The 20,071-nt window shown below is 65.9% G+C and carries 22 protein-coding genes; 5 read left to right on the forward strand and 17 right to left on the reverse strand.

The window, feature by feature from the left end:
* Positions 1-20: 20 nt before the first annotated feature.
* The 5 genes from IV113_RS02175 to IV113_RS02195 are packed head-to-tail and all read right to left on the reverse strand — an operon-like array spanning position 21 to position 5,590.
* On the reverse strand, positions 21-1,454 hold the full coding sequence (locus IV113_RS02175; protein ID WP_291080365.1) for an aldehyde dehydrogenase family protein: 1,434 nt from the start codon (positions 1,452-1,454) through the stop codon (positions 21-23).
* A gap of 1 nt (position 1,455) precedes the next feature.
* Positions 1,456-2,373, reverse strand: a complete 918-nt coding sequence (locus tag IV113_RS02180; RefSeq protein ID WP_291080367.1) for a dihydrodipicolinate synthase family protein — start codon at positions 2,371-2,373, stop codon at positions 1,456-1,458.
* 7 nt (positions 2,374-2,380) lie between these two features.
* A complete protein-coding gene (locus tag IV113_RS02185) occupies positions 2,381-3,553 on the reverse strand; it encodes an L-rhamnonate dehydratase (RefSeq protein WP_291080368.1) in 1,173 nt (390 codons plus the stop codon).
* Positions 3,554-3,581: 28 nt separating this feature from the next.
* On the reverse strand, positions 3,582-4,598 hold the full coding sequence (locus IV113_RS02190) for a 4-hydroxythreonine-4-phosphate dehydrogenase PdxA (RefSeq protein WP_291080369.1): 1,017 nt from the start codon (positions 4,596-4,598) through the stop codon (positions 3,582-3,584).
* A 38-nt stretch (positions 4,599-4,636) separates the two neighbouring features.
* Positions 4,637-5,590 carry a tripartite tricarboxylate transporter substrate binding protein gene (locus tag IV113_RS02195; RefSeq protein ID WP_291081160.1) on the reverse strand — a complete coding sequence of 318 codons (954 nt, stop codon included), beginning with the start codon at positions 5,588-5,590 and terminating at the stop codon, positions 4,637-4,639.
* A gap of 121 nt (positions 5,591-5,711) precedes the next feature.
* On the opposite strand from IV113_RS02195, the gene IV113_RS02200 reads away from it, so the two are divergent.
* The gene (locus tag IV113_RS02200) at positions 5,712-6,650 is read left to right on the forward strand and encodes a LysR family transcriptional regulator (RefSeq protein ID WP_291080371.1); all 939 of its coding nucleotides are present in this window, start codon (positions 5,712-5,714) and stop codon (positions 6,648-6,650) included.
* Here IV113_RS02200 and IV113_RS02205 read toward each other — a convergent pair.
* The 5 genes from IV113_RS02205 to IV113_RS02225 all read right to left on the reverse strand — a co-directional run bounded on the left by IV113_RS02205 (position 6,643) and on the right by IV113_RS02225 (position 10,091).
* The gene (locus IV113_RS02205; protein WP_291080373.1) at positions 6,643-7,047 is read right to left on the reverse strand and encodes a response regulator; all 405 of its coding nucleotides are present in this window, start codon (positions 7,045-7,047) and stop codon (positions 6,643-6,645) included. The two genes, IV113_RS02200 and IV113_RS02205, sit on opposite strands and share 8 nt — an antisense overlap.
* Positions 7,044-8,720, reverse strand: a complete 1,677-nt coding sequence (locus tag IV113_RS02210) for a PAS domain-containing protein (RefSeq protein ID WP_291080375.1) — start codon at positions 8,718-8,720, stop codon at positions 7,044-7,046. Before IV113_RS02210 ends, IV113_RS02205 begins: the two co-directional genes overlap by 4 nt.
* A gap of 24 nt (positions 8,721-8,744) precedes the next feature.
* The gene (locus tag IV113_RS02215; protein WP_291080377.1) at positions 8,745-9,140 is read right to left on the reverse strand and encodes a response regulator; all 396 of its coding nucleotides are present in this window, start codon (positions 9,138-9,140) and stop codon (positions 8,745-8,747) included.
* 171 nt (positions 9,141-9,311) lie between these two features.
* A complete protein-coding gene (locus IV113_RS02220) occupies positions 9,312-9,863 on the reverse strand; it encodes a hypothetical protein (protein ID WP_291080379.1) in 552 nt (183 codons plus the stop codon).
* A gap of 24 nt (positions 9,864-9,887) precedes the next feature.
* On the reverse strand, positions 9,888-10,091 hold the full coding sequence (locus IV113_RS02225; protein ID WP_291080381.1) for a YjfB family protein: 204 nt from the start codon (positions 10,089-10,091) through the stop codon (positions 9,888-9,890).
* A gap of 254 nt (positions 10,092-10,345) precedes the next feature.
* Here IV113_RS02225 and IV113_RS02230 point away from each other — a divergent pair, with 254 nt between their 5' ends.
* Entirely contained in the window at positions 10,346-11,473 is a 1,128-nt protein-coding gene (locus IV113_RS02230) for a HAMP domain-containing sensor histidine kinase (protein ID WP_291080383.1), read from the forward strand.
* On the opposite strand, the gene IV113_RS02235 is transcribed toward IV113_RS02230, so the two are convergent.
* From IV113_RS02235 to IV113_RS02255, 5 genes are all read right to left on the reverse strand, one after another.
* Positions 11,467-12,207, reverse strand: coding sequence for an aspartate/glutamate racemase family protein (locus tag IV113_RS02235; protein ID WP_291080385.1), 741 nt, complete (start codon positions 12,205-12,207; stop codon positions 11,467-11,469). The two genes, IV113_RS02230 and IV113_RS02235, sit on opposite strands and share 7 nt — an antisense overlap.
* Positions 12,208-12,274: 67 nt before the next feature.
* Positions 12,275-13,162 carry an ABC transporter permease subunit gene (locus IV113_RS02240; RefSeq protein WP_291080387.1) on the reverse strand — a complete coding sequence of 296 codons (888 nt, stop codon included), beginning with the start codon at positions 13,160-13,162 and terminating at the stop codon, positions 12,275-12,277.
* Positions 13,163-13,165: 3 nt separating this feature from the next.
* On the reverse strand, positions 13,166-14,080 hold the full coding sequence (locus IV113_RS02245; protein ID WP_291080390.1) for an ABC transporter permease: 915 nt from the start codon (positions 14,078-14,080) through the stop codon (positions 13,166-13,168).
* A gap of 18 nt (positions 14,081-14,098) precedes the next feature.
* Positions 14,099-15,382, reverse strand: coding sequence for a PotD/PotF family extracellular solute-binding protein (locus IV113_RS02250; RefSeq protein ID WP_291080392.1), 1,284 nt, complete (start codon positions 15,380-15,382; stop codon positions 14,099-14,101).
* A 47-nt stretch (positions 15,383-15,429) separates the two neighbouring features.
* Positions 15,430-16,470, reverse strand: a complete 1,041-nt coding sequence (locus IV113_RS02255) for an ABC transporter ATP-binding protein (RefSeq protein ID WP_291080394.1) — start codon at positions 16,468-16,470, stop codon at positions 15,430-15,432.
* Positions 16,471-16,809: 339 nt separating this feature from the next.
* Here IV113_RS02255 and IV113_RS02260 point away from each other — a divergent pair, with 339 nt between their 5' ends.
* The 3 genes from IV113_RS02260 to IV113_RS02270 are packed head-to-tail and all read left to right on the forward strand — an operon-like array spanning position 16,810 to position 18,841.
* Positions 16,810-17,556 carry a phosphoribosyltransferase family protein gene (locus IV113_RS02260; protein WP_291080395.1) on the forward strand — a complete coding sequence of 249 codons (747 nt, stop codon included), beginning with the start codon at positions 16,810-16,812 and terminating at the stop codon, positions 17,554-17,556.
* Between the two features lie 59 nt (positions 17,557-17,615).
* Positions 17,616-17,858 (forward strand): hypothetical protein, encoded by a 243-nt coding sequence (locus IV113_RS02265; RefSeq protein ID WP_291080396.1) that lies wholly within the window; start codon positions 17,616-17,618, stop codon positions 17,856-17,858.
* A 59-nt stretch (positions 17,859-17,917) separates the two neighbouring features.
* Positions 17,918-18,841 (forward strand): hypothetical protein, encoded by a 924-nt coding sequence (locus tag IV113_RS02270; protein ID WP_291080398.1) that lies wholly within the window; start codon positions 17,918-17,920, stop codon positions 18,839-18,841.
* On the opposite strand, the gene IV113_RS02275 is transcribed toward IV113_RS02270, so the two are convergent.
* Both IV113_RS02275 and IV113_RS02280 read right to left on the reverse strand, forming a co-directional pair.
* The gene (locus tag IV113_RS02275; RefSeq protein WP_291080400.1) at positions 18,792-19,280 is read right to left on the reverse strand and encodes a hypothetical protein; all 489 of its coding nucleotides are present in this window, start codon (positions 19,278-19,280) and stop codon (positions 18,792-18,794) included. The genes IV113_RS02270 and IV113_RS02275 overlap by 50 nt on opposite strands.
* Complete coding sequence (locus IV113_RS02280) at positions 19,277-20,065, reverse strand: class III extradiol ring-cleavage dioxygenase (RefSeq protein ID WP_291080401.1); 789 nt, start codon at positions 20,063-20,065, stop codon at positions 19,277-19,279. The genes IV113_RS02275 and IV113_RS02280 overlap by 4 nt, the downstream gene beginning before the upstream one ends.
* Positions 20,066-20,071 lie beyond the last annotated feature (6 nt).

Here is a 20,071-nt window from a genome sequence, read left to right on the forward strand (position 1 = left end):
AGCCGGCGGGCCCTCTGCCCTCAGGCCAGCGTGTAGGCCGTCTTGACCGTGGTGAAGAACTCGGCAGCAAAACGCCCCTGTTCGCGCGGCCCGTAACTGCTGCCCTTTCTGCCGCCAAAGGGCACGTGGTAATCCACGCCCGCCGTGGGCAGGTTCACCATGACCATGCCCGCTTGCGCGTGGCGCTTGAAGTGCGTGGCGTGCTTGAGGCTGGTGGTGGCGATGCCGGCGGACAGGCCGAACGGCGTGTCGTTGGCCACCGCCAGGGCTTCGTCGTAGTCCCTCACGCGGATCACGCTGGCCACCGGGCCGAACACCTCCTCGCGGTTGATGCGCATGGCAGGCGCGCTGTCGGTGATGAGTGCGGGCGCCATGTAGAAGCCCTCGGTTTCGCGCTGCAGCCGCTGGCCACCACACAGCAGCGTGGCCCCTTCGTCCCGGGCGATCTGCACATGGCTCAGGTCCTGCCCCAACTGCGCCTGGCTCACCACCGGGCCTATCTCGGTGCCCGTGGCGCGCGCGTCGCCCACGCGCAGCGCCGCAACGCGCGCCTGCAGCGCGGCGATAAAAGCCGGGTAGATGCCCTGGGTGACGATGAGGCGGCTCGACGCCGTGCAACGCTGCCCGGTGGAAAAGAAGGCACTCTGGGTGCACAGCTCCACGGCGGCCCTGAGGTCGGCGTCGTCCAGCACCACCTGCGGGTTCTTGCCACCCATCTCGAGCTGCACCTTCTTGTGCTGCGCCATGCAGGCCTGGCCGATGCGCTGGCCCACACCCTGCGAGCCGGTGAAGCTGATGGCGTCCACCCCGAGGTGGTTCACCAGTGCCTCGCCCACCGTGCGGCCCTGCCCCATGACGAGGTTGAACACACCGGCGGGCAGGCCCGCACGGCTGATGATTTCGGCCAGCGCCCAGGCGCTGCCCGGTACCAGGTCGGCCGGCTTGATGACCACGCAGTTGCCATACGCCAACGCGGGCGCGATCTTCCAGGCGGGGATGGCAACGGGGAAGTTCCAGGGCGTGATCAGGCCGATCACGCCCAGCGGTTCGCGCGTGATCTCCACGCCGATATTGGGGCGCACCGATGGCAGCAGTTCGCCCGCCAGACGCAGGCATTCGCCGGCGAAGAATTTGAAGATGTGGCCGGCGCGCGTGGCCTCGCCGATGGCCTCGGGCAGGGTCTTGCCCTCCTCACGCGCCAGCAGGTTGCCCAGCTCTTCTCGGCGCGCCAGGATCTCGCTCGCTATGCGGTCGAGCGCGTCGCTGCGGGCCTGGACGCCCGAGTTGGACCACGCGGGAAAGGCCGCGCGGGCGGCAGTCACCGCAGCGTCCACCTGGGCCACGTCGCCCAGCGCGTACTCGCCCACCACGTCGGCGAGGTCGGAGGGATTGATGTTCGCCGCCGAGCCCGAGCCCGCGAGCCATTCGCCCGCGATGAAGTTGCCGTGAACCATGTCAGTGGCCCCAGCGCAGCACGAGGGGATCGAGGCGTTTCGCGGCGTCGAGCAGGCCGGCGCGCACCTCGGGCTGCATGGGTGGGAAGGGGTGGCGCGAGGCCTCGCAGGCAATCACACCACCGGCCTTCATGAGCGCCTTGGCGCTCAGGATGCCGCCCTGGCGGTTTTCGCAATTGATCAGCGGCAGCCACTTCGCGTAGGCCGCCACCGCGGCCTCGCGGTCACCGGCGAGGTACGGGTCGATGATGGTGCGGATGCCATCGGGGAAGGCTCCGCCCGTCATGGCGCCGGTTGCGCCGGCGTCCAGGTCGGCCAGCAGGGTGATGGCCTCTTCGCCATCCCACGGGCCTTCGATCGCGTCGCCGCCCAGGCGGATCAACTCGCGCAGCTTGCTGGCCGCGCCCGCGGTCTCGATCTTGAAATAGGCCAGGTGCTCGATCTCTTTCGCCATGCGCGCGAGAAAGGGCGCAGAGAGCACGGTCCCGCTGGCCGGCGCGTCCTGCACCATGATGGGAATGTCGATCGCGTCGGACAGCCGCGCGTAGAACTCGAAGATCTGCGCCTCGGGCACGCGGAAGGTGGCGCCGTGGTACGGCGGCATCACCATCACCATGGCCGCGCCCTGCTCCTGCGCGCGTCGGCTGCGCTCGGCGCACACAGCGGTGCCGTAGTGGGTGGTGGTCACGATCACGGGCACACGACCGGCCACGTGCTCCAGCGCCACGCGGGTGAGCGTTTCGCGCTCGGCGTCCGACAGCGAGAACTGCTCGGAGAAGTTGGCCAGGATGCACAGGCCATTCGAGCCGGCGTCGATCATGAAATCGAGGCAGCGCTTCTGGCTCTCCAGATCGAGCGAGCCGTCTGCATGGAAGGTGGTGGGCACCACCGGGTACACGCCCTTGTAGCGTCGGTTCATCGCGCGCTCAGCCGACGATGTTGAACTGATCGAGGAACTCGGTCTTGAGCGTGAGGCCCAGGCCGGGCACGTCGTCGCGCAGGTCCAGGAAACCGTTCTCGGCCACCGGCTCGCCATCGAAGATGTAATAGAAGAGTTCGTTGCCGACCTCGACGTCGAACATCGGGAAGTACTCGCTCATGGGCGAGGCCAGCGTGCTCATGGTCAGGTGGTAGTTGTGCATCTGGCCAGCGTGCGGGATCACCGGCACGCTGTAGGCCTCGCACAGCGCGTTGATCTTGTGCGCCGCCGTGATGCCACCCACGCGGTTGGTGTCGTACTGCACCACGCTCACGGCTTTCTTGTCGAGCAGCTGCTTGAAGCCGTAGAGGCTGAACTCGTGCTCGCCACCCGAGATCGGGATGTCGGTGAGCTGGTTGAGTTCGGCGTAGCCGTCGATGTCGTCGGCAATCACCGGTTCTTCGAGCCAGCGCGGCTCGTACTTCACCAGCTTGGGCAGGATGCGCTTGGCGTACTCCAGGTTCCAGCCCATGTAGCACTCGAGCATGAGGTCGTTCTCATAGCCGATCACCTCGCGCACCGCTTCCACCGACTTGAGGTTCTCCACCACGCCCTGCTGGCCGTGGCCCGGGCCGTAGCCGAAGCGCATCTTGAAGGCCTTGAAGCCCTGGTCCTTGTAGGTCTGCGCTTCTTCCTGCATGGCCTTGAGGTCGGTGCGGTAGAGCTTGCTGTAGTAGCAGGGGATCTTTTCCTTGGTGCGCCCGCCCAGCAGCTTGAACACCGGCTTGTTGACGCTCTTGCCCAGGATGTCCCAGATCGCCAGATCAATGGCCGAGATGGCCGCCATGGTCACGCCCTTTCGGCCCCAGGCGTGGGTGCCGCGGTACATGCGCTGGAACAGGTATTCGTAGTCCCAGGGGTCCTGGCCCAGCACCAGTGGCGTGAGGTACTCGTCGATGATGGCCTTGGCGATCTTGGGCGCCAGCGCCACGTTGCCCAGGCCGACGATGCCGGTGTCGGTCTCGATCTCCACCACCGTCCACGAATGGAAGCGGAAGGTGCTCATGGACTCGGTCTTCGAGTACAGCAGGTCCATGGCGTTGGAGCAGAAATTGCCCTGGGGCGGCACGGTTTTGCCTGTCCATTCGAACACGCGGGCGCGGACGGATTTGATCTTCATGGGAATGTGGGGTTAAGGGTGAAAGGATTCAGGCCAGGCGCGCGGCGCCCATGCGGGCAGCAATGCGCAGAGCGTTGTAGGTGGCGTTCACATCGGCGCGGCCGAGGCCGGCGATGTCGTAGGCGGTGCCGTGGGCCGGCGTGGTGATGGGCACCGGCAGGCCGCCCTGCACGGTCACGCCCTTGGAGAAGCCCATGAGCTTGATCGCGATCTGGCCCTGGTCGTGGTACATGGTCACGATGGCCTGGTACTCGCCGTCGCGCGCCTTCAAGAAGATGGTGTCGGCCGGGAACGGGCCGCCCACCGCGATGCCCTCCGCCGCGAGCTCGCGCACCGCTGGCTCGATCACATCAATCTCCTCGCGCCCACAGGTGCCGCCGTCGCCACCGTGCGGGTTGAAGGCGGCCACCGCCACCTTGGGCTGGGCGAAGCCCGCCGCCTGCAGCGAGCGGTAGATCAGGCGCGCGGCGTCCTTGATGCGGTCCTTGCTGAGAAAGCTGGCCGCGTCCTTGAGCGGGATGTGCGAGGACACGCGCGAGGTCCACAGCTCACCCAGCGTGTTGAACTCGCAGAAGTAACCCTGCACGCCGAGGTACTCGGCAAAGTGGTGGAGCTCGTCCTCGTGCTTGAGGCCGCCCTGCTTCATCGCGAACTTGTTGAGCGGTGCGAAGCAGATCGCGTCCACCTCGCTTTGCTGCGCCGCGTCCATGCAGCCATTGAGCACCTGCAGCACCGAGGCACCGCCTGGCGCCTGGGCCAGGCCGCGCTGCACCTGCTCGGGCGCCACCGTGTCCATGGCCAGCCAGGCGGGGGTGTGCACATCGGCGCGCCCGCGCACCTCGGCAAAGCTGCGCACCGGCGTGGTGGCCACCTGCACACCGGCCACCTGCTGGCCGGCGGCCCACAGCCAGGGGTCGCCCACCAGCACCAGGTTGGCGTGCTGGGTGGCGTCGGTCTGGCCGAGCAGGCGGGCGATCAGCTCGGGGCCGATGCCGGCGGGGTCCCCCAGCGTCAGGGCAACAACGGGAAGGTCGATCGGGTTCACAGGGTCTCCTCGGGGCTCGGGGTGTCAGCGGTTCGTGCTCACTCGAGCTTGATGTTCTTGCGGCGGATCAGGTCGCTGTAGCGCTTGTTCTCGGCGTTGTGAAAGGCCTGGAAGGCCTCGGGCGTCATGGGGGTCAGCTCGGCGCCGATGGCCGAGAGGCGGGCCTGCGTCTCAGGCATGGCGATCACCTTGTTGACCTCGGCATTGACGCGTGCGATGACCTCCTTTGGGGTGGATGAAGGCATGTAGATGCCGTACCAGGCGCTCATCTCCACGCCCTTCACGCCGGCTTCGGCCATGGTGGGCACGTCGGGCAGTTGTGGGTTGCGCTTGGCCGAGGCCACCGCCAACGGACGGATCTTGCCGTTGCGCACATGGCCGATCACCGAGGGCATGGTGTCGAAGCTGATCTGCACAGCACCGCCCATCAGATCGACCAACGCGGGCGCGCTGCCGCGGTAGGGAATGTGGGTGATGAAGAGACCCGTCACGTCCTTGAACATTTCCGCCGCGATGTGCTGGGTGCTGCCCGAGCCGCTGGTGGCGTAGTTGAGCTGCCCGGGACGGCTCTTGGCCAACTTGACCAGCTCGTCCACGCTGGTCACGGGCAGGGCCATGTTGGCCACCAGCACGTTGGGCACCGAGCCCACAAAGGCCACCGGCACCAGGTCCTTGTCGTTGTTGTAGCTGAGCTTGAGCAGGTGCGGCGCGATGGCGTGCGCGGTCGACACGCCCATGATCATGGTGTGTCCGTCTGTGGACCTGGCCGTCAGGTCGGCGGCCAGGGTGTTGGAAGCGCCAGCGCGGTTCTCCACCACCACGTTCTGCTTGAGCAGCGGGCCCAGCCGGTCGCCGATGGCGCGCGCCATGGCGTCCGTGCCCCCGCCGGGGGAGGAGCCGACCAGAATCTTCACGTTCTGGCGCGGCCAGTCCTGTGCGGTCGCGCCGCCGGTGGTCAAGGCCAGCGCCAGCGCGGCCAGTGCCCATTTCATTGTCTTCATGCTTGTCTCCGTCGGGAAAAGTGGTGTGAGGCGAACGGATGGTAGGTTGCCGATTGATCCCCGTATATTGAAAGTTTGGAAAGCATCGATAACCCAGAGTTATCATTTGAAGATGGCAACCTCCCCCACCCCACAGCTGCTGAACCGCATGCGCATGCGCCAGGTGGCGTTGCTGCTGGCCATCGGCAAAAGCGGCACGCTGCGCGCGGCGGCAGCAGAACTCGGCATGACCCAGCCAGCCGCCACCAAGATGCTGCACGAACTGGAAAACGCGCTCGGGCACGCGCTGTTCGTGCGCGCGGGCCGGGGCCTGAAGCTCACCGAATCGGGCCGCTGCACGCTGGGCTACTTTGAGGGGCTGCAGGGCAGCCTGGATGCCTTGACGCGCGAGCTCGACGGTATCGAGCAGGGCGGCAGCGGCAAACTCTTCATCGGCAGCATCATGGCCGCCTCACCGGAGCTGCTGTCGGAGTCCTTGCTGCGGCTGCGCGAGACCTATCCGCAACTGGCCATCGAGATCATGGTGGACACCAGCGATCGCTTGACCGACGCCCTGCGCCGCGGCGACCTTGACCTGGTGATCGGGCGTGTGCCCGAAGGCGCGCTGGACGACATGGAGTTCAAGCCGGTGGCCGACGAGGCGCTGAGCGTGGTGACTGGCCCCACCCACCCGTTGGCCCACAAGCCGCGCGTGGCCTTCGCCGATCTGCTGGACCACCCGTGGATCCTGCAGCCGCGCGGCAGTCCCATGCGCGAAGTGCTGGAGCAGGAATTTCGCCGCAACAAGGCGCGCCTGCCGCGCGGCTTGATCGAAACCTCATCCATCCTCACCACCATGAACCTGCTGGTGCGCTCGGACATGATCGCGGTGATTCCGGCCGAGGTGGCGGCGCGCTACGAATCGCACGGCATGCTGGCCTGCATCCGCTACGCCGTGCGGCAGCAGCTGGGCGTGTTTGGCTGCCTCACCGCGCGGGGGCGCCCGCCCAGCCCGCCGCTGGCATACCTGCTGTCCCTGCTGCTGCCCCCTCAGGCAGGCAGCGTCAGATGAAGCACTCGACGTCGAGCAGAGCCGCCGCGGCCTCCTTGGTCAACGGCTTGACCAGGTAGTTGCGGATGAGGTCGATCGACTGGGCCGTGGCCTTGTCCACCGACCATGCCGACGAGGTCAGCATGTGGACCTGCAGGGCCGCACGCGGTTGCAGTCGATCGGTGAGCGCGCGCGCCACGTCAAAGCCGTTCATGCCGGGCATGTTGATGTCGAGCAAGACCAGGGTGGACACGCTGATCTGGTCTTGCACCAGGAATTCGAGTGCGCGTTCTCCACTTTCGAAAATCTGGATCTCGCCGTCGAAGCCGGCCTTGCGCAGCGCGATCTCGTGAAAGAAATTGTCGTTTTCGCTGTCGTCGATGAGAACGACCCGCTGGATGGGGGCGGTGACGCTCATGCGGCGGGCCCGGTTGGTTGAAGCTCGATCGCGCCGTTGTGGCCGGGCAGGATCACGCAGTAGCAGTTGGTGCCGTCGGACTTCAGCTCGATCTGCAGCTCTCCCTGGTGCAGGTCGATGATGTGGGAGGCAATGGACAAGCCCAGGCCCAGCTCGCGCACGTCGTTCATCGCGCGCTTTCGGCTGCCGCGTACCGACATCGGGCGGCCGGCGGTGTCGGCAGCAGCTACCGTGGAGGGGGTGGGCAGAGGACCGCGCCGCCGCACCGTGATGTCCACGCGGTGCGTGAACAGCTCTTCCTGCGATCGAATGACCACCAGCGAGTCGCCCGGGACCGAGCCCTGGCGTTGCGCGGAACTCAGCAGATTTTCCAGAATGCTCCGGATGGCCAGGCACAGGAGCGGCGCATCGCCGCGGACGGCGCCCGTCACGAACAGGTCGACCTCCACATCCCCGGCTTCCAGATCGGCCTGGATCTCGGTGATGGCTCTGGCATAGATGCTGTGGGCCGTGTGCGGCTTCATCCGCATGTCACTGATGTCCACTTCGCTGTAGAGGCGCAGGTCTTCCAGCACCCGCGAGAGCTTGGCGCTGGCCTCCTGCGCGATGCGCACGCAGCGGGTCTCCACCGGATCGGCGCGCAGTGCCGCACCCTCGGCCAGCAGAAGGGTGGCATTGGTGATGGCGTTGACCGGCTCTTTCAGGTCGTGCGAAACGCTGTAGACGTACTTGCGGTTGGCCAGGCGTTTGGCCTGCAGCTCCTTCACAGCGTCAGCCAGCTGTTGTTCGCTTTGCTTGCGCGCGGTGATGTCGCGCGTGCGCTCAACCACACCATGCACCTCACCACCATCGCGCGCCGGCGTGTGCGTGACCTCCAGGTAGCGCATGCCCATGCCCGGAAAACCCAGTTCCAGTGCGAACTGCGATTCCTGGCCTGCCAGCGCCTGATTGAGACTGGGTTTGAACAGGGCGCGGTAGTTTGTGGAGTCGATCAGGTCTTGCACCTGCATGCCCATGATCTCCTGCGGCTCCCTGTTCCAGTAGCGCTGAAACGCCGGGTTCACGAAGAGGTAGCAGTGCTCCCGGTCAATGAAGGCGGCCATGTCACGGCCCTCGTTGAGCACATCGCGAACGATCTGCTGACCTTTCACGATCTGCTCGACCTTGTGCTCGGACTGGTCACGGCGGTTTCGCTCGTGCTCGATGAGCTCCATGGCCAGATCGGCCAGGTGCTTGAGCATGTTTCGCTGTTCGACGTCCAGCTCGCGCGGCACGCTGTCGATGACGCACACGGTACCCAAGGCTGCGCCCCCCGAGGTGACGATGGGTGCGCCGGCATAGAACACCAGCTCGCCATTTCGCACCATGGGGTAGTTGTGAAAGCGCTCATCGTGGGTGGCGTCGTTCACCACCAGCACTTCACTCGGTTCCATGATGGTGTGGGCACAGAAAGCCTCCTCGCGCGAGGTCTGCGCCAGTTCGGTACCCAACCGTGATTTGAACCACTGGCGATTGGAATCCACAAGCGAGATCAGCGCGATCGGCGTGCCACAGATACCGGCGGCCAGACTGGTGATGCTGTCAAACGCCCTCTGCGGCAAGGTGTCCAGAATCTCCAGGCGCCGCAGCGCAGCCAGACGTTCGGGTTCGTTGGCGGGGATCGGGGCGGGCATGGATTGAAGTAGTTGCACGGAGTGTCAGGACATGTCGATGATCGCGGCGGCCGTCTCCCGCGTGAGCGGTTTGACCAGGTAGCTTTTGATGCAGCTGATCGACTCGCACGTGGCCTTGTCGACCGACCAGGAAGACGAGGTGAGCATGTGCAATTGCAGCGGTAGGCCAGTTTCCAGCTGATCGTCCAGCGCGCGAGCCAACTCGAAGCCGCCCATGCCGGCCATGTTGATGTCCATGAACACAATCGTGGGCACGCTCACACGGTCCTGCAGGAGGAATTCGAGCGCATCTTCACCCTTGTCGTAAATCTTGATCTCGCCATCAAAGCCACACTTGCGAAGGGCGATGTCATGGAAGAAGTTGTCGTGTTCGCTGTCATCGACAAGGATCACGCGCTGGGTGGGGGAATGGGAGTTCATGATGAGGCTCTCGGAGCAAAGGCGGATGCCTGCTCTTGAGCCCAATGTAGGCAGCGGCGGATAAGCCGCACGTGTCATAAGACACAGGGTCCACGGGATTGGTTCAACCCGCCGTGCAATGGGTCACGAGAACGCCCCGGCATCGACCGCGGGCCGCGGCACCGGGCGGTTCTAGATGAAGCGCTCTATATAAATCAACGCGCCTTCGTCGAAATGATCGAAATTGCGGTGGATCGCATGCGCGGCGCGAATGAGTTCCGCCTCGACAAAACGCGGGCAATCGATGGCCCAGAGTTGCAACGGGATGTTCGCCGCCGCAGCGAGCATCGGGCCGCTGGGCGCCCAGAACAGCGTGCCGCTGTCGTGGCCGACCCGAAGATCCTGGTAGTTGTACTGGTAGCGCCGCGTGAACATGACCGCCACGAAGCGCAGCGCTGCCGCCATGGCCACCGCCTGGGGCTGGCCTGCCGCGACGAACTGGTGCTGGATGTACTGCATGCCCAGCTCCAGCGAGGGCAGGTCCTCGATCCCCGGGATGACCGGGTACGGCTCCAGCGCCTGCAGCTCGGTCTGCAGCTTGTTGCCCATGAGCTTGAGCGCACGGCGCGAAGCCTCCACAAACAGCAGGCGCGGCACCGGCTGGCAGGCAGCGTCCAGGTCGATCTGCACCGCCGGGCACGTGCCCTGGGGCTTGGAGTTTGCGTCGTGTGGCTCGGCGTTCATGGCGGTGCGCGCAACTCGGAGATCTCAGGCCAGCAGATTGAGCTGCGTGCCCACGCTGCCACTGGTGGCCAGCGGCAGGTTGCCGGTGAGGCTGTTCAACAGCGAAATGGCGCCCGCGCCCTGCATGTCCATGGCCTTCTTCAGCACGGCCAGTTGCACTTCCTGGGCGGCATTGGCCTGCTTGTTGGCCACATACGCGCCAACGATTTCAAGGGGAGATATGTCCACGGTGGTTCCTGGTGGATGGAGATACCTCCTGTATCGGTTGCCGCGGGGATATCTTGATATTTCCCTGTCTTGCGGACCACGGGGCGGCGGGGCATGGAGTCCGGACGGACCAACTGACGAAGTAAGTACGGTACCGAACACTGAATTGGCCCGGAGTATGGCGCAATGAAAGGGACCCATGACGAGTCACGTGACACCGGCTTTGCGCCGCTGAACAAACCGTGGCGAATCGGGGCCAACCACGGAAAAATTGCATGCACCAATTCCTGTCGAACAACCGCGACGAACTCATTGAACGGTGCAAGGCCAAGGTCGCGCGGAGGCCCAAGCGGGCCGCGACGGCAGCACAGCTGGCCAATGGCATCCCCTTGTTTCTCGACCAGCTGATGAGGACACTGGAAGCGGAAGACAGCGGCAGGACGGGCGAGAGTTTGAGAATTTCAGGTGCCGCAGGCGGTGATGCGGCCCACCTGTCGGAAATGGGCGTGAGCGCCGCTGCGCACGGCAAGAAACTCCTGGAGCTCGGCTTTTCCGTGAACCAGGTGGTACACGACTACGGCGACCTGTGCCAGGCCATCACCGACCTTGCGTTTGAGCGCGATGCCCCGTTTTCAGTGGATCAGTTCCGCACCCTGAACCGTTGCCTGGACAACGCCATCGCCGATGCGGTCACCGAGTTCGGCATCGTGCGCGACGCCAGCGTCGCCCTTCAGCAGACTGCCGAGCAGAACGAGCGCCTCGGCATGCTCGTCCATGAACTTCGAAACTACCTGCACACGGCAACGCTGGCCTTCGCTGCCCTCGAATCGGGAAAGCTGGCCATCGGTGGCTCCACCGGTGCCGTGTTGAAAAGGAGCCTGGCTGCCCTGTCGAGCCTGCTCAACGTGTCGCTGTCGGAGGTCGACGCCACCACCGACACGCCGCACACGGAAGCGTTTTCGCTCGAACTGTTTGTGGCCGACGCCAGCAACGCGGCCAGTCTGGACGCGGGTGCCAAAGGCTGCACTTTCTCGGTCGACAATGTGGACGCTGACATCGGCATCTCCGGCAACCGTGAACGGCTCCTGGCCGCACTGATCAACCTGCTCCGAAACGCATTCAAGTTCACCCACGCGCACACAGAGGTCAAGCTTCGCGCATTCGCTGACCGGGACCACGTCTTCGTCGAGGTCAGGGACCACTGCGGAGGGCTCCCACCGGGAGCCACGCGAAGCATTTTCCAGCCCTTCGTTCAGGTCGGTGACAACAAGAGTGGGATGGGTCTCGGTCTGTCCATCGCGCGGCGAAATGTCGAAGCCGACGGCGGTGTCCTGACCGTGCAGGACATGCCCGGCACGGGTTGCGCTTTCACCATCCAGCTTCCGCGCAGGGCGCTTCAGTAGCGCGGCGCAAACCCGGTCGCGCAGCGCAGTTGCGCGAGCACGTCAGGGCTCGGGTGCGGCGCGCTGGAAGCAGCGGTGCCGAGCTGGCGCTGCGCCCAGTGGCCGGCAGCCGACACGCTGTCGATGAGCGGCACCTCCACCTCCGCCTGCAACTTGGCGGCCATGCCGGCCAGGCCCGCGCCGCCCACAATGACCGAAGACACGCCCCAGCGCTGCTGTGCGTCGCGGCAAGCCTGTGCCAGCAGCGCCCGCGCGCCCGCCGGATCGGCCGCCAGCTGAGCGCCGGTGGGCGCCACAGTGTGCACACCGGCCAGCGCGTCGCCGAAGCCCAGCGTGTGCGCCAGGCGCTGCAGCATGGGCCCCCAGCGTGCGCCACCGGTGACCACGGCAAACGGGCCCAGCCGCGCGGCTTCGGTGAAGGCCGCCTCGGCCAGACCCGTCACGGGCACCGGGCTGCTCTCGCGCAGGGCCAGCAGGCCGGGGTCGCCGAAGCAGCCGATGAGCACCGCGTGGGGCGCGGTGTCGCTGGTGTGCAGGGCGTGCAGCCAGGCGTCCAGCACGGCGTGTCCGGCCACAGTGCAACCCGCTTCGTCGGAGATGTAGGGCGGGCCGAAGCGCGCCGTGACCGCGCGCACCCGCACGGCGGACCGCAGCACACCACCGAGGTGGCGCGCGAGCAGATCGGTGACCTGCGCCGAGGTATTCGGATTGATGACCAGCAGCTGAGGGGTCACTGGTGTACCTTCGGTTTCGCCTGCGGTGCGAGCTTGCTTGGGGCGGCCCGGCGCGACGTTCACACGCTCAGGGGCGCTTGCCCCGTTTCTGCAGCCGGCTGAAAAACGAGGCCAGGGCCAACGCGGCGGCCATGACCACCAGCGAGACCACGGTGGTCACCGTGCCCAGCGCGTAGATGGCGGGCGTGGTCACGGTGGTGGTGAGACCCTGCAGCTCCAGCGGCAGGGTGTTGACGTCGCCGATGGCCTGCGAGGTGCGCGCGATCTCGTCCCAGCTGAGCGTGAAGCCGAACATGGCGATGCCCACCACCGAGGGCGCTATGAGCGGCAGCACCACGTGGCGGAAACCCTGCCAGGGTGTGGCGCCGAGGTCGCGCGCGGCCTCTTCATACGCCGGGTTGAAGCGGTTGAAGATGGCGAACATGATCAGCAGGCCGAACGGCAGCGTCCAGGTGAGGTGCGCACCGAGGGCCGAGGTGTAGAGGCCCAGCGTCGTGTTGAAGGTCTCCTGCATGCCGGTCAGGCCCAGCGCCTCGAACACCCACTTGAGGCCGGTGTCGAGCAGGCGGAATTCCAGGCCGATGCCCAGCGACACGATGATGGACGGCATGATCAGGCTGGCCACGACCACGAAGAACAGCGCATTGCCGCCCCACAACTTCTTGCGAAACGCGAGACCGGCCAGCACCGACAGCACCACGGTGAACACCATCACCGCCAGGCCCAGGCCGAGCGAGCGTTGGAGTGCCGCGCCGATGTCCACCACACCCAGGCCTTCAGCGAGCTGGCGGAACCAGTGCAGCGAGAAGCCGCGTATCGGGAAGGTGAGCCCACCCTCGGGGCCCTGGAAACTGAGCACCACGATCACCAGCATGGGGCCGTAGAGAAACACCACGAAGGCCGCGAAGAACGCGGCAAGCAACCAGAAGCTGGCGGAGCGCTGGTCCCGGTTCATGACTCAGAGCTCCTTGCGCACATCAACCAGGCGCGTGAGCGCCCAGATGATCATGAGCACCAGGGCCAGCAGGATCACGGCGTTGGCCGCGGCCAGCGGGAACTGCAGGTAGGAGGTCTGCACCTGGATGATCTTGCCGACCGAGGCGATCTGCTGGCCACCCATGACACCGATGGTGACGAAGTCGCCCATGACGATGGTGATGACGAAGATCGAGCCGACGATGATGCCGGTGCGCGAGAGCGGCACGATCACGTTCCACAGTGTCTGCCACGCCGAGGCGCCGCTGTCGCCGGCGGCCTCCAGCAGGCTGCGGTCGATGCGCATCATCGAGTTGAAGATGGGCACGATCATGAACATGGTGTAGAGGTGCACGAAGGCCAGCACCACGGAAAAATCGGAGAACAGCAGCCACTCGATGGGCTGGTCCACCAAGCCCAGCTCCACCAGCGTCTGGTTGACCAGACCGTTGCGCCCGAGCAATGGCACCCACGAGATCATGCGGATGACGTTCGAGGTCCAGAACGGGATGGTGCAGAGCACGAAGAGCAGCGTCTGCACGGTGTTGGATCGCACGTGAAACGCGAGGAAATACGAGACGGTGAAGCCCACCACCAGTGTGATGAGCCAGACCAGCAGGCTGAACTTGAAGGTGGACAGATACGTCTTGACGGTGGTGCACATCTCCGCGGTGTTGCCGCAGCCTTCAAAGATCGAGATGTAGTTCTTGACCGTGAACGCGGGCAACAACTCGTACTCGTTGAAGTCCCAGAAGCTCACCATGCCGATGAGCGCCAGCGGCACCAGGAAAAACAGCACGAACACCGCCGTCAACGGCAGCGCCTGCCACCACGCGGCCAGGGCCTGACCCGGGCTGCCGGTGGTGGGTGCGTGCGCGGAGACGGCGGGCGAACTCATGGCAGCGTCAGATCACGTTCAGGCCGCAACAAATTCATTCCACTTTTGCACCATGTAGGTGTTCTCGTCCATCAGTGCGTTCCAGCAGGCAATGCCGCCCATGCGCTGCTCGTACGAACCGCCGTCGCGGATGCCGCCGGCCTTGTGCAACAGGTCGCCGCTGGGGCTCTTGATGTCCTTCTCGGCGGGCTTGCCTTCCATCCAGTAGGCCCACTCGTAGGGCTCCATCTTGGCCTTGGCGGTTTCCAGCACGGCGCTGTAGTAGCCCTGGCGGTTGAGGTAGGCGCCGGCCCAGCCGTCGAGGAACCAGTTGATGAATTCGTAGGCGCCGTCGAGCTTGCGGCCCGAGAGCGTGGTGGGCAGGCCGAAGCCGGCGGCCCAGGCGCGGTATCCCTCTTTCAGCGGCTGGAAGGTGCAGGCAATGCCCTTGGAGCGCACGGCCGTCACGGCAGGCGACCACATCGACTGGATCACCACTTCGCCCGAGGACATGAGGTTGACCGACTCGTTGAAGTCTTTCCACAGGCTGCGGAACTGGCCGGCCTTCTTGGCTTCGATCAAGGTCTTGATCGTGAGGTCGATCTCCTTCTTGGTCATGTTGCCCTTGTCGGGGTACTTGTAGATGCCCATGGCCTCGACCACCATGGCCGCGTCCATGATGCCGATGGAGGGGATGTTGAGGATGGAGGCCTTGCCCTTGAATTCGGGGTTGAGCAGCTCGGCCCAGCTGGTGACAGGACGCTTGATCAGATCAGGGCGGATGCCCAGCGTGTCGGCGTTGTAGACCGTGGGGATCAGGCTCATGAACTGCGTGGGCGAAGTGGCGAACTTCTTCGACTTCTCGCCTTCGAGGTACATCACCTTCTTCGGCGCGGTGCCCTGGTCGCCCACCTGCTTGCCGGCGACTTCACCCTTGGTGAACAGCGTGGTGATCTTGTCGGCGTTCTTGATGCGCTTGGTGTCGATGCCCTTGAGGTTGCCGGTGGGCACGATCTTCTTGAGCGAGAAGTACTCGGTGTCGATCAGGTCGAAGCTGTTGGGCGCGGTCACGGCGCGCTTGGTCACGTCGTCGGTGGTCACTGCCACGTACTGGATCTGGATGCCGGTGTCGGCCATGAACTTCTCGGCGATCGCCTTGTCCTGGTTGACCGCGGTGCCCAGGTAACGCAACACGATCTTTTCTTGCGCGTGCACCGCCGGGAACATGCCGGCGGCCAGGATACCGGCCGTGCCCTTGAGCAGCGAGCGGCGCTGGACGTGGCCGCTGTGCGAATCGGCGTCGTGTTGAGGTTGGTCTGACATGGAGAGCTCCTTGAGCAAGGTTGGGTGGAAAGCGGGAAAGGAAGAATTCAGGCAGCGAGTGCGTGCGCGGCGCCCGCGGCCCAGGCCAGTTGCACCTCGTCACCCAGCGCAAACGGCTGGGCGGCAAAGGCGGCCTCGGAGACCATCACCGAGATGTCGGCGGTGGTGCTGGCGGAGATGGCGGCACCGGCGTTTTGCAGGCCGAGCAGCACGTAGGTGCCCTGGTACTCCACATCGGTGATCACGGCGCGGCGTTTGGTGGCATCGTCTGCACCGGCCTGCGCCAGCGGCAACACGCTGATCTGGTCGGTGCGCACGCCCACCTTGCCGCTGGGCGTGTCGAGCACGTTGTGCCCGCCCATGAAGCGGGCAACGAATTCGCTGACCGGGCGGTTGTAGACGGTGTGGGGCGAGCCCACCTGCTCGATCAGCCCGTGGTTCATCACCACCATGGTGTCGGCCAGCGCCATCGCTTCTTCTTGCGAGTGCGTCACGTGGATGAAGGTCAGGCCCAGCTCTTTCTGCCAGCGGCGCAACTCGGCGCGCATCTGGATGCGCAGGAAGGGATCGAGCGCGGAGAGGGGTTCGTCGAGCAGCAGCACGCGCGGCTGGGTGATGAGGGCACGCGCCAGCGCCACGCGCTGTTGTTGCCCGCCCGAGAGTTCGGAGGGCTTGCGTGCGCTCAGGTGTCCCATGGCCACACGCTCCAGCAGTTCGGCCGCGCGGGCATGGCGCTGCGCCTTGTCCACGCCCTTCATCTTGAGACTGAAGGCCACGTTGTCGAGCGCACTGAGATGGGGAAACAGCGCGAAGCTCTGGAACATCATGGCCGTGCCGCGGCTGGCGGCCGGCAGGTCGGTGATGTTGCGGTTCTCCAGCAGGATGTCGCCACTGGTGGCGGACTCGTGCCCGGCGATCATGCGCAGCGTGGTGCTCTTGCCGCAGCCAGAAGGCCCCAGCAGGCAGCAATAGCTGCCGCGCTCGATGCGCAGGTTGATGCTGTCCACCGCAGGGGTGCCGGTGCCGTAGCGCTTGGTGAGCGCGACCAGTTCGATCGCGGGGCTGGAGGGGGTCTCGGGAACCGTCATGCCTTGCACAGTGCAAAGTCCATGCCATGCCCTGGTGCAGCCCGTCGTGCCGGGTCTGGTGCAGACAGCCTGACAAACTCCCCAAGGGAGTGCATGGCGCACCCTCTATGCACCAGGGCCGCCAGGAACAACAATGCGAGGTCGTCCACTTCCATTTCCGGAATTCTCCGGAGCTTTCCGACGAAGGTACTCGCATCTCCACCCCCACCCAGGCAATGGGCGTGGCGCTGGAGGTGGTGCCCAACGCGGGCCACCGGTTCGAGGAACCGGGTGCGCCCGGCAGCGTGGCGGATTTCGCCCCGAGCTGGTTTGAACACGACTGTGCACCGGGAGTTCAGCATGAACACGTTCCTGAGAATCGACACCGATCACCTTTCACGTTCACGCCGCTTCGCCTCGCTCTACCCCGGTGTGACGATGGCGCGCAAACCCTTTGCAACCCGCACGCAGGCCGGCATTGCACTGGCCCGCGAGCTGCAACTCCTGGACCTCACTGGACCGCTGCTGGTGCTGGCCCTGCCGCGCGGCGGGGTGCCGCTGGCCGTCGAAATCGCGCGCACCCTGATGGCGCCACTGGACCTGCTGCTGGTGCGCAAGATCGGCGCGCCCTTCGAACCCGAGGTGGCGGTGGCCGCCGTGGTCGACGGTTCACCGCCCGACGTGGTGGTCAACGAAGAAACCGCCGACCTGCCCGATGTGAACGACGCCTGGATTCAGCACGAGGTGCCGGCCGCGCTGCGCGAGATCGAACGCCGCCGTGGCGTGTACATGGCGGGCCGACCGATGCGATCGGTGGAAGGCGCCACCGTGATCGTGGTCGATGACGGCATTGCCACCGGCACCACCATGCGGGCCGCGTTGCGGGCGCTGCGCCGGCGCCACCCGGCCCACATGATCGTGGCGGTGCCGGTGGGGCCGCACGCCACCATCACGGCCCTGAGCGAAGAGGTGGACGAGGTGGTCTGCCTGATCGAACCCCGGCCGTTTCACGCCATCGGGCTGCACTACCTGGACTTCCACCAGCTCGAAGACGATGAAGTGTGTGCGGCGCTGGATGCGGCGAACGCGTCGCACCCGCCCCGCTGACATCCGTTTGCCCAAGGATCGAGTCGCTGCAACCCTTTTGACGTCACCAGGAGAGTTCCATGTCCGCAAGCCCCAACGCCCTGAACTGGTTCGAAATTCCGGTCACGGATTTTTCTCGTGCCAAGGCCTTCTACGAAGCGGTGCTCGGGCGCCCCATCGAGCAGATGGCCATGGGTCCGACCACCATGGGTTTCCTGTCTTCCGACCCGGCTGGCGTGGGTGAGATCGGCAACAACTACGGCTTTTTCGCGCATTTTCTTGACACGGAAGGTAACAAGATCGGCCTGCACTCCATGGCTTAGGGCCGGTGGCACCCGAGGTGGATGCCCCACAATGTCCGATGCACCCCACAGACCGAACTTTGCGCACACGCCTCCTCAAGCTTTCCCTGAACCTTCGCCACGGCCTCATCGGCCTGCTGCTGTTCACCGGCCTCACCGCCCCATTCGCGTGGGCTCAGGCACCGTCACCCGAAGCCTTGCACTCGCAGTTCAACGCCCTGCGCGAGAAGGGCACGGGCCAGCTGGCCGGTCGATCCATCTACCTGCGATCCACCGAGTCGGCGGAGCGCATGCAGGGCGAGGTGCACGCCCTGATCGACGAGCCTTTTGACCGGGTGCGCCAGGAGCTGACCCAGGCCGATCGCTGGTGCGACGTGCTGATCCTGCACATCAACGTGAAGTACTGCCGCGGCATGCGCAACGCCGCCGGTGACGAGCTGGTGTCGGGCGTGGGGCGCAAGTTCGACCAGCCCCTGTCGGAGGTGTATTGGGTGCGGTTCGGCTTCAAGGTGCAGGCCGATCGCAACGATCACCTGCTGGTCGAACTGCGCGCGCCCAGCGGCCCGCTGGCCACGCGCGACTACCGCATCGTGGTGGAAGCCGTGCCCCACACGGGTGGGCAGTCGCTGGTGCGCATGACGTATTCGTACGGTTTCGGCACGGCCGCGCGCTGGGCCATGAAGACGTATCTGGCCACCCTGGGGCGCGGCAAGTCGGGTTTCAGCGTGGTGGGCCGCTCGGACGATGGCCAGCCAATCCGCGTGGAGGGTGTGCGTGGCGTGGTCGAGCGCAACACCTTGCGCTACTACCTGGCCTTGCAGTCGCACCTTCAGTCACATGACGCACCGGGCACCGCCCAGCTGCAGCAGAGCCTGGAGGGCTGGTTCACCGCCACCGAGCGCTACGCCGAGCAGTTGCACGAGATCGAGCGCGTCGACTATGTGGCCATGAAGCTCAAGGAAGTGAAGCGCCAGGAGACGGTGGCGCCACCACCACCTGGTTGAAACCCAGGTGGTGCATGAGTTCGCGCAGGATGAGCAGGGTTGCAGCCGCCTCCTTGCCAGCCGGCAGGCCCCGCAGCGCAGACGGATCGCCCAGCGCGCCCGAGGCCAGGCGCTGGAACAAGCCCTCCACCACCTCGCGCGTGAGCGCCGTCTCGGAGGACCGACCTTCGGCCTGCGCCAGAGCCCGCACGAGCGGGTGGTCGGTCACCAGCGTGGAGCGTCCTGCCGTCCAGGCCCCGGCGCGCATCAGTTCGTCTTCCACATGATCGATCGCCCGCTCGAGTTCGAGCGGCGTGGGCAGATCGCCACGAAAGAAACGCTGCGCCGTGCTGGCGGTGCCCAGGTCGAGCGCGAGCGACCTCGCCTGTTCCTCATCCCCATCGAGCGCCAGCCAGGCGCCCGTGGCGGCCAGGCGCAGGAACACGCGGTCGTGGCTCACTGCACCACCTCGCCAAACACAAAAGCGTCCATCGAGAGCACGCCGTGCGTGATGCCACCGTCGATCACGCGCGCCGGCACCGAGTCGCCCGCGGCACCGGCGGCCACCAGCAGGGGCAGGAAGTGCTCGGTGGTGGGGTGGGCACGCTTCGCATGGGGAGCGAGCTCCAGCGTGCGCTGCAGGCGTGCGCCATCGCCCTGCTCCACGGCCTCGCGCACCCAGGCCACGAATTCGGTGGCGTAGGCCTCTTCATGGCCATGCCCGGCGCGGAACTCGTAGAGGTTGTGCGTGAGGCTGCCCGAGCCGACGATGAGCACCCCTTCATCGGCGAGAGGCGCCAGCGCCCGGCCGAACGCCCAGGCACCCGCGGCGTCCAGCGTGGCGGGCAGCGACACCTGGAACACCGGCACGTCCGCGTCGGGGTAGAGGTAGCGCAGCGGCACCCAGGCGCCGTGGTCCAGGCCGCGGCGCTCGTCGCCCTGCGCAGCCCAGCCGGCTTGCTGCAACGTGGCCAGCGTGCGGCGGGCCAGCTCGGGGTGGCCGTTGGCCGGGTAGCTGAGTTCGTACAGCGGCTGCGGGAAGCCGCCGAAGTCGTGGATGGTGGCCGGCTGCTGCGAGAGGCCCACACGCGCACCGTGCGACATCCAGTGCGGCGAGACGATCAGAACGGCTTTGGGACGGGGCAAGGCGCGGCCCAGCGCGCTGAGTTGCAGCCCGGCCAGGCCGGGCTCCAGCGCGAAGGTGGGCGCGCCGTGGGACACAAAAACGGTGGGCAAGCGGTTCATGCGTTT

This window comes from Hydrogenophaga sp. (genome assembly GCF_018780385.1).
Taxonomy (GTDB): domain Bacteria; phylum Pseudomonadota; class Gammaproteobacteria; order Burkholderiales; family Burkholderiaceae_C; genus Hydrogenophaga.

Excerpts from the sequence above, each read along its gene's own strand:
- IV113_RS02175 (WP_291080365.1), bottom strand. The coding sequence starts at position 1,454 with ATGGTTCACGGCAACTTCATCGCGGGCGAATGGCTCGCGGGCTCGGGC.
- IV113_RS02180 (WP_291080367.1), bottom strand. The coding sequence starts at position 2,373 with ATGAACCGACGCTACAAGGGCGTGTACCCGGTGGTGCCCACCACCTTC.
- IV113_RS02185 (WP_291080368.1), bottom strand. The coding sequence starts at position 3,553 with ATGAAGATCAAATCCGTCCGCGCCCGCGTGTTCGAATGGACAGGCAAA.
- IV113_RS02195 (WP_291081160.1), bottom strand. The coding sequence starts at position 5,590 with ATGAAATGGGCACTGGCCGCGCTGGCGCTGGCCTTGACCACCGGCGGC.
- IV113_RS02200 (WP_291080371.1), top strand. The coding sequence starts at position 5,712 with ATGGCAACCTCCCCCACCCCACAGCTGCTGAACCGCATGCGCATGCGC.
- IV113_RS02205 (WP_291080373.1), bottom strand. The coding sequence starts at position 7,047 with ATGAGCGTCACCGCCCCCATCCAGCGGGTCGTTCTCATCGACGACAGC.
- IV113_RS02210 (WP_291080375.1), bottom strand. The coding sequence starts at position 8,720 with ATGCCCGCCCCGATCCCCGCCAACGAACCCGAACGTCTGGCTGCGCTG.
- IV113_RS02215 (WP_291080377.1), bottom strand. The coding sequence starts at position 9,140 with ATGAACTCCCATTCCCCCACCCAGCGCGTGATCCTTGTCGATGACAGC.
- IV113_RS02220 (WP_291080379.1), bottom strand. The coding sequence starts at position 9,863 with ATGAACGCCGAGCCACACGACGCAAACTCCAAGCCCCAGGGCACGTGC.
- IV113_RS02230 (WP_291080383.1), top strand. The coding sequence starts at position 10,346 with ATGCACCAATTCCTGTCGAACAACCGCGACGAACTCATTGAACGGTGC.
- IV113_RS02240 (WP_291080387.1), bottom strand. The coding sequence starts at position 13,162 with ATGAACCGGGACCAGCGCTCCGCCAGCTTCTGGTTGCTTGCCGCGTTC.
- IV113_RS02245 (WP_291080390.1), bottom strand. The coding sequence starts at position 14,080 with ATGAGTTCGCCCGCCGTCTCCGCGCACGCACCCACCACCGGCAGCCCG.
- IV113_RS02250 (WP_291080392.1), bottom strand. The coding sequence starts at position 15,382 with ATGTCAGACCAACCTCAACACGACGCCGATTCGCACAGCGGCCACGTC.
- IV113_RS02255 (WP_291080394.1), bottom strand. The coding sequence starts at position 16,470 with ATGACGGTTCCCGAGACCCCCTCCAGCCCCGCGATCGAACTGGTCGCG.
- IV113_RS02260 (WP_291080395.1), top strand. The coding sequence starts at position 16,810 with ATGAACACGTTCCTGAGAATCGACACCGATCACCTTTCACGTTCACGC.
- IV113_RS02265 (WP_291080396.1), top strand. The coding sequence starts at position 17,616 with ATGTCCGCAAGCCCCAACGCCCTGAACTGGTTCGAAATTCCGGTCACG.
- IV113_RS02280 (WP_291080401.1), bottom strand. The coding sequence starts at position 20,065 with ATGAACCGCTTGCCCACCGTTTTTGTGTCCCACGGCGCGCCCACCTTC.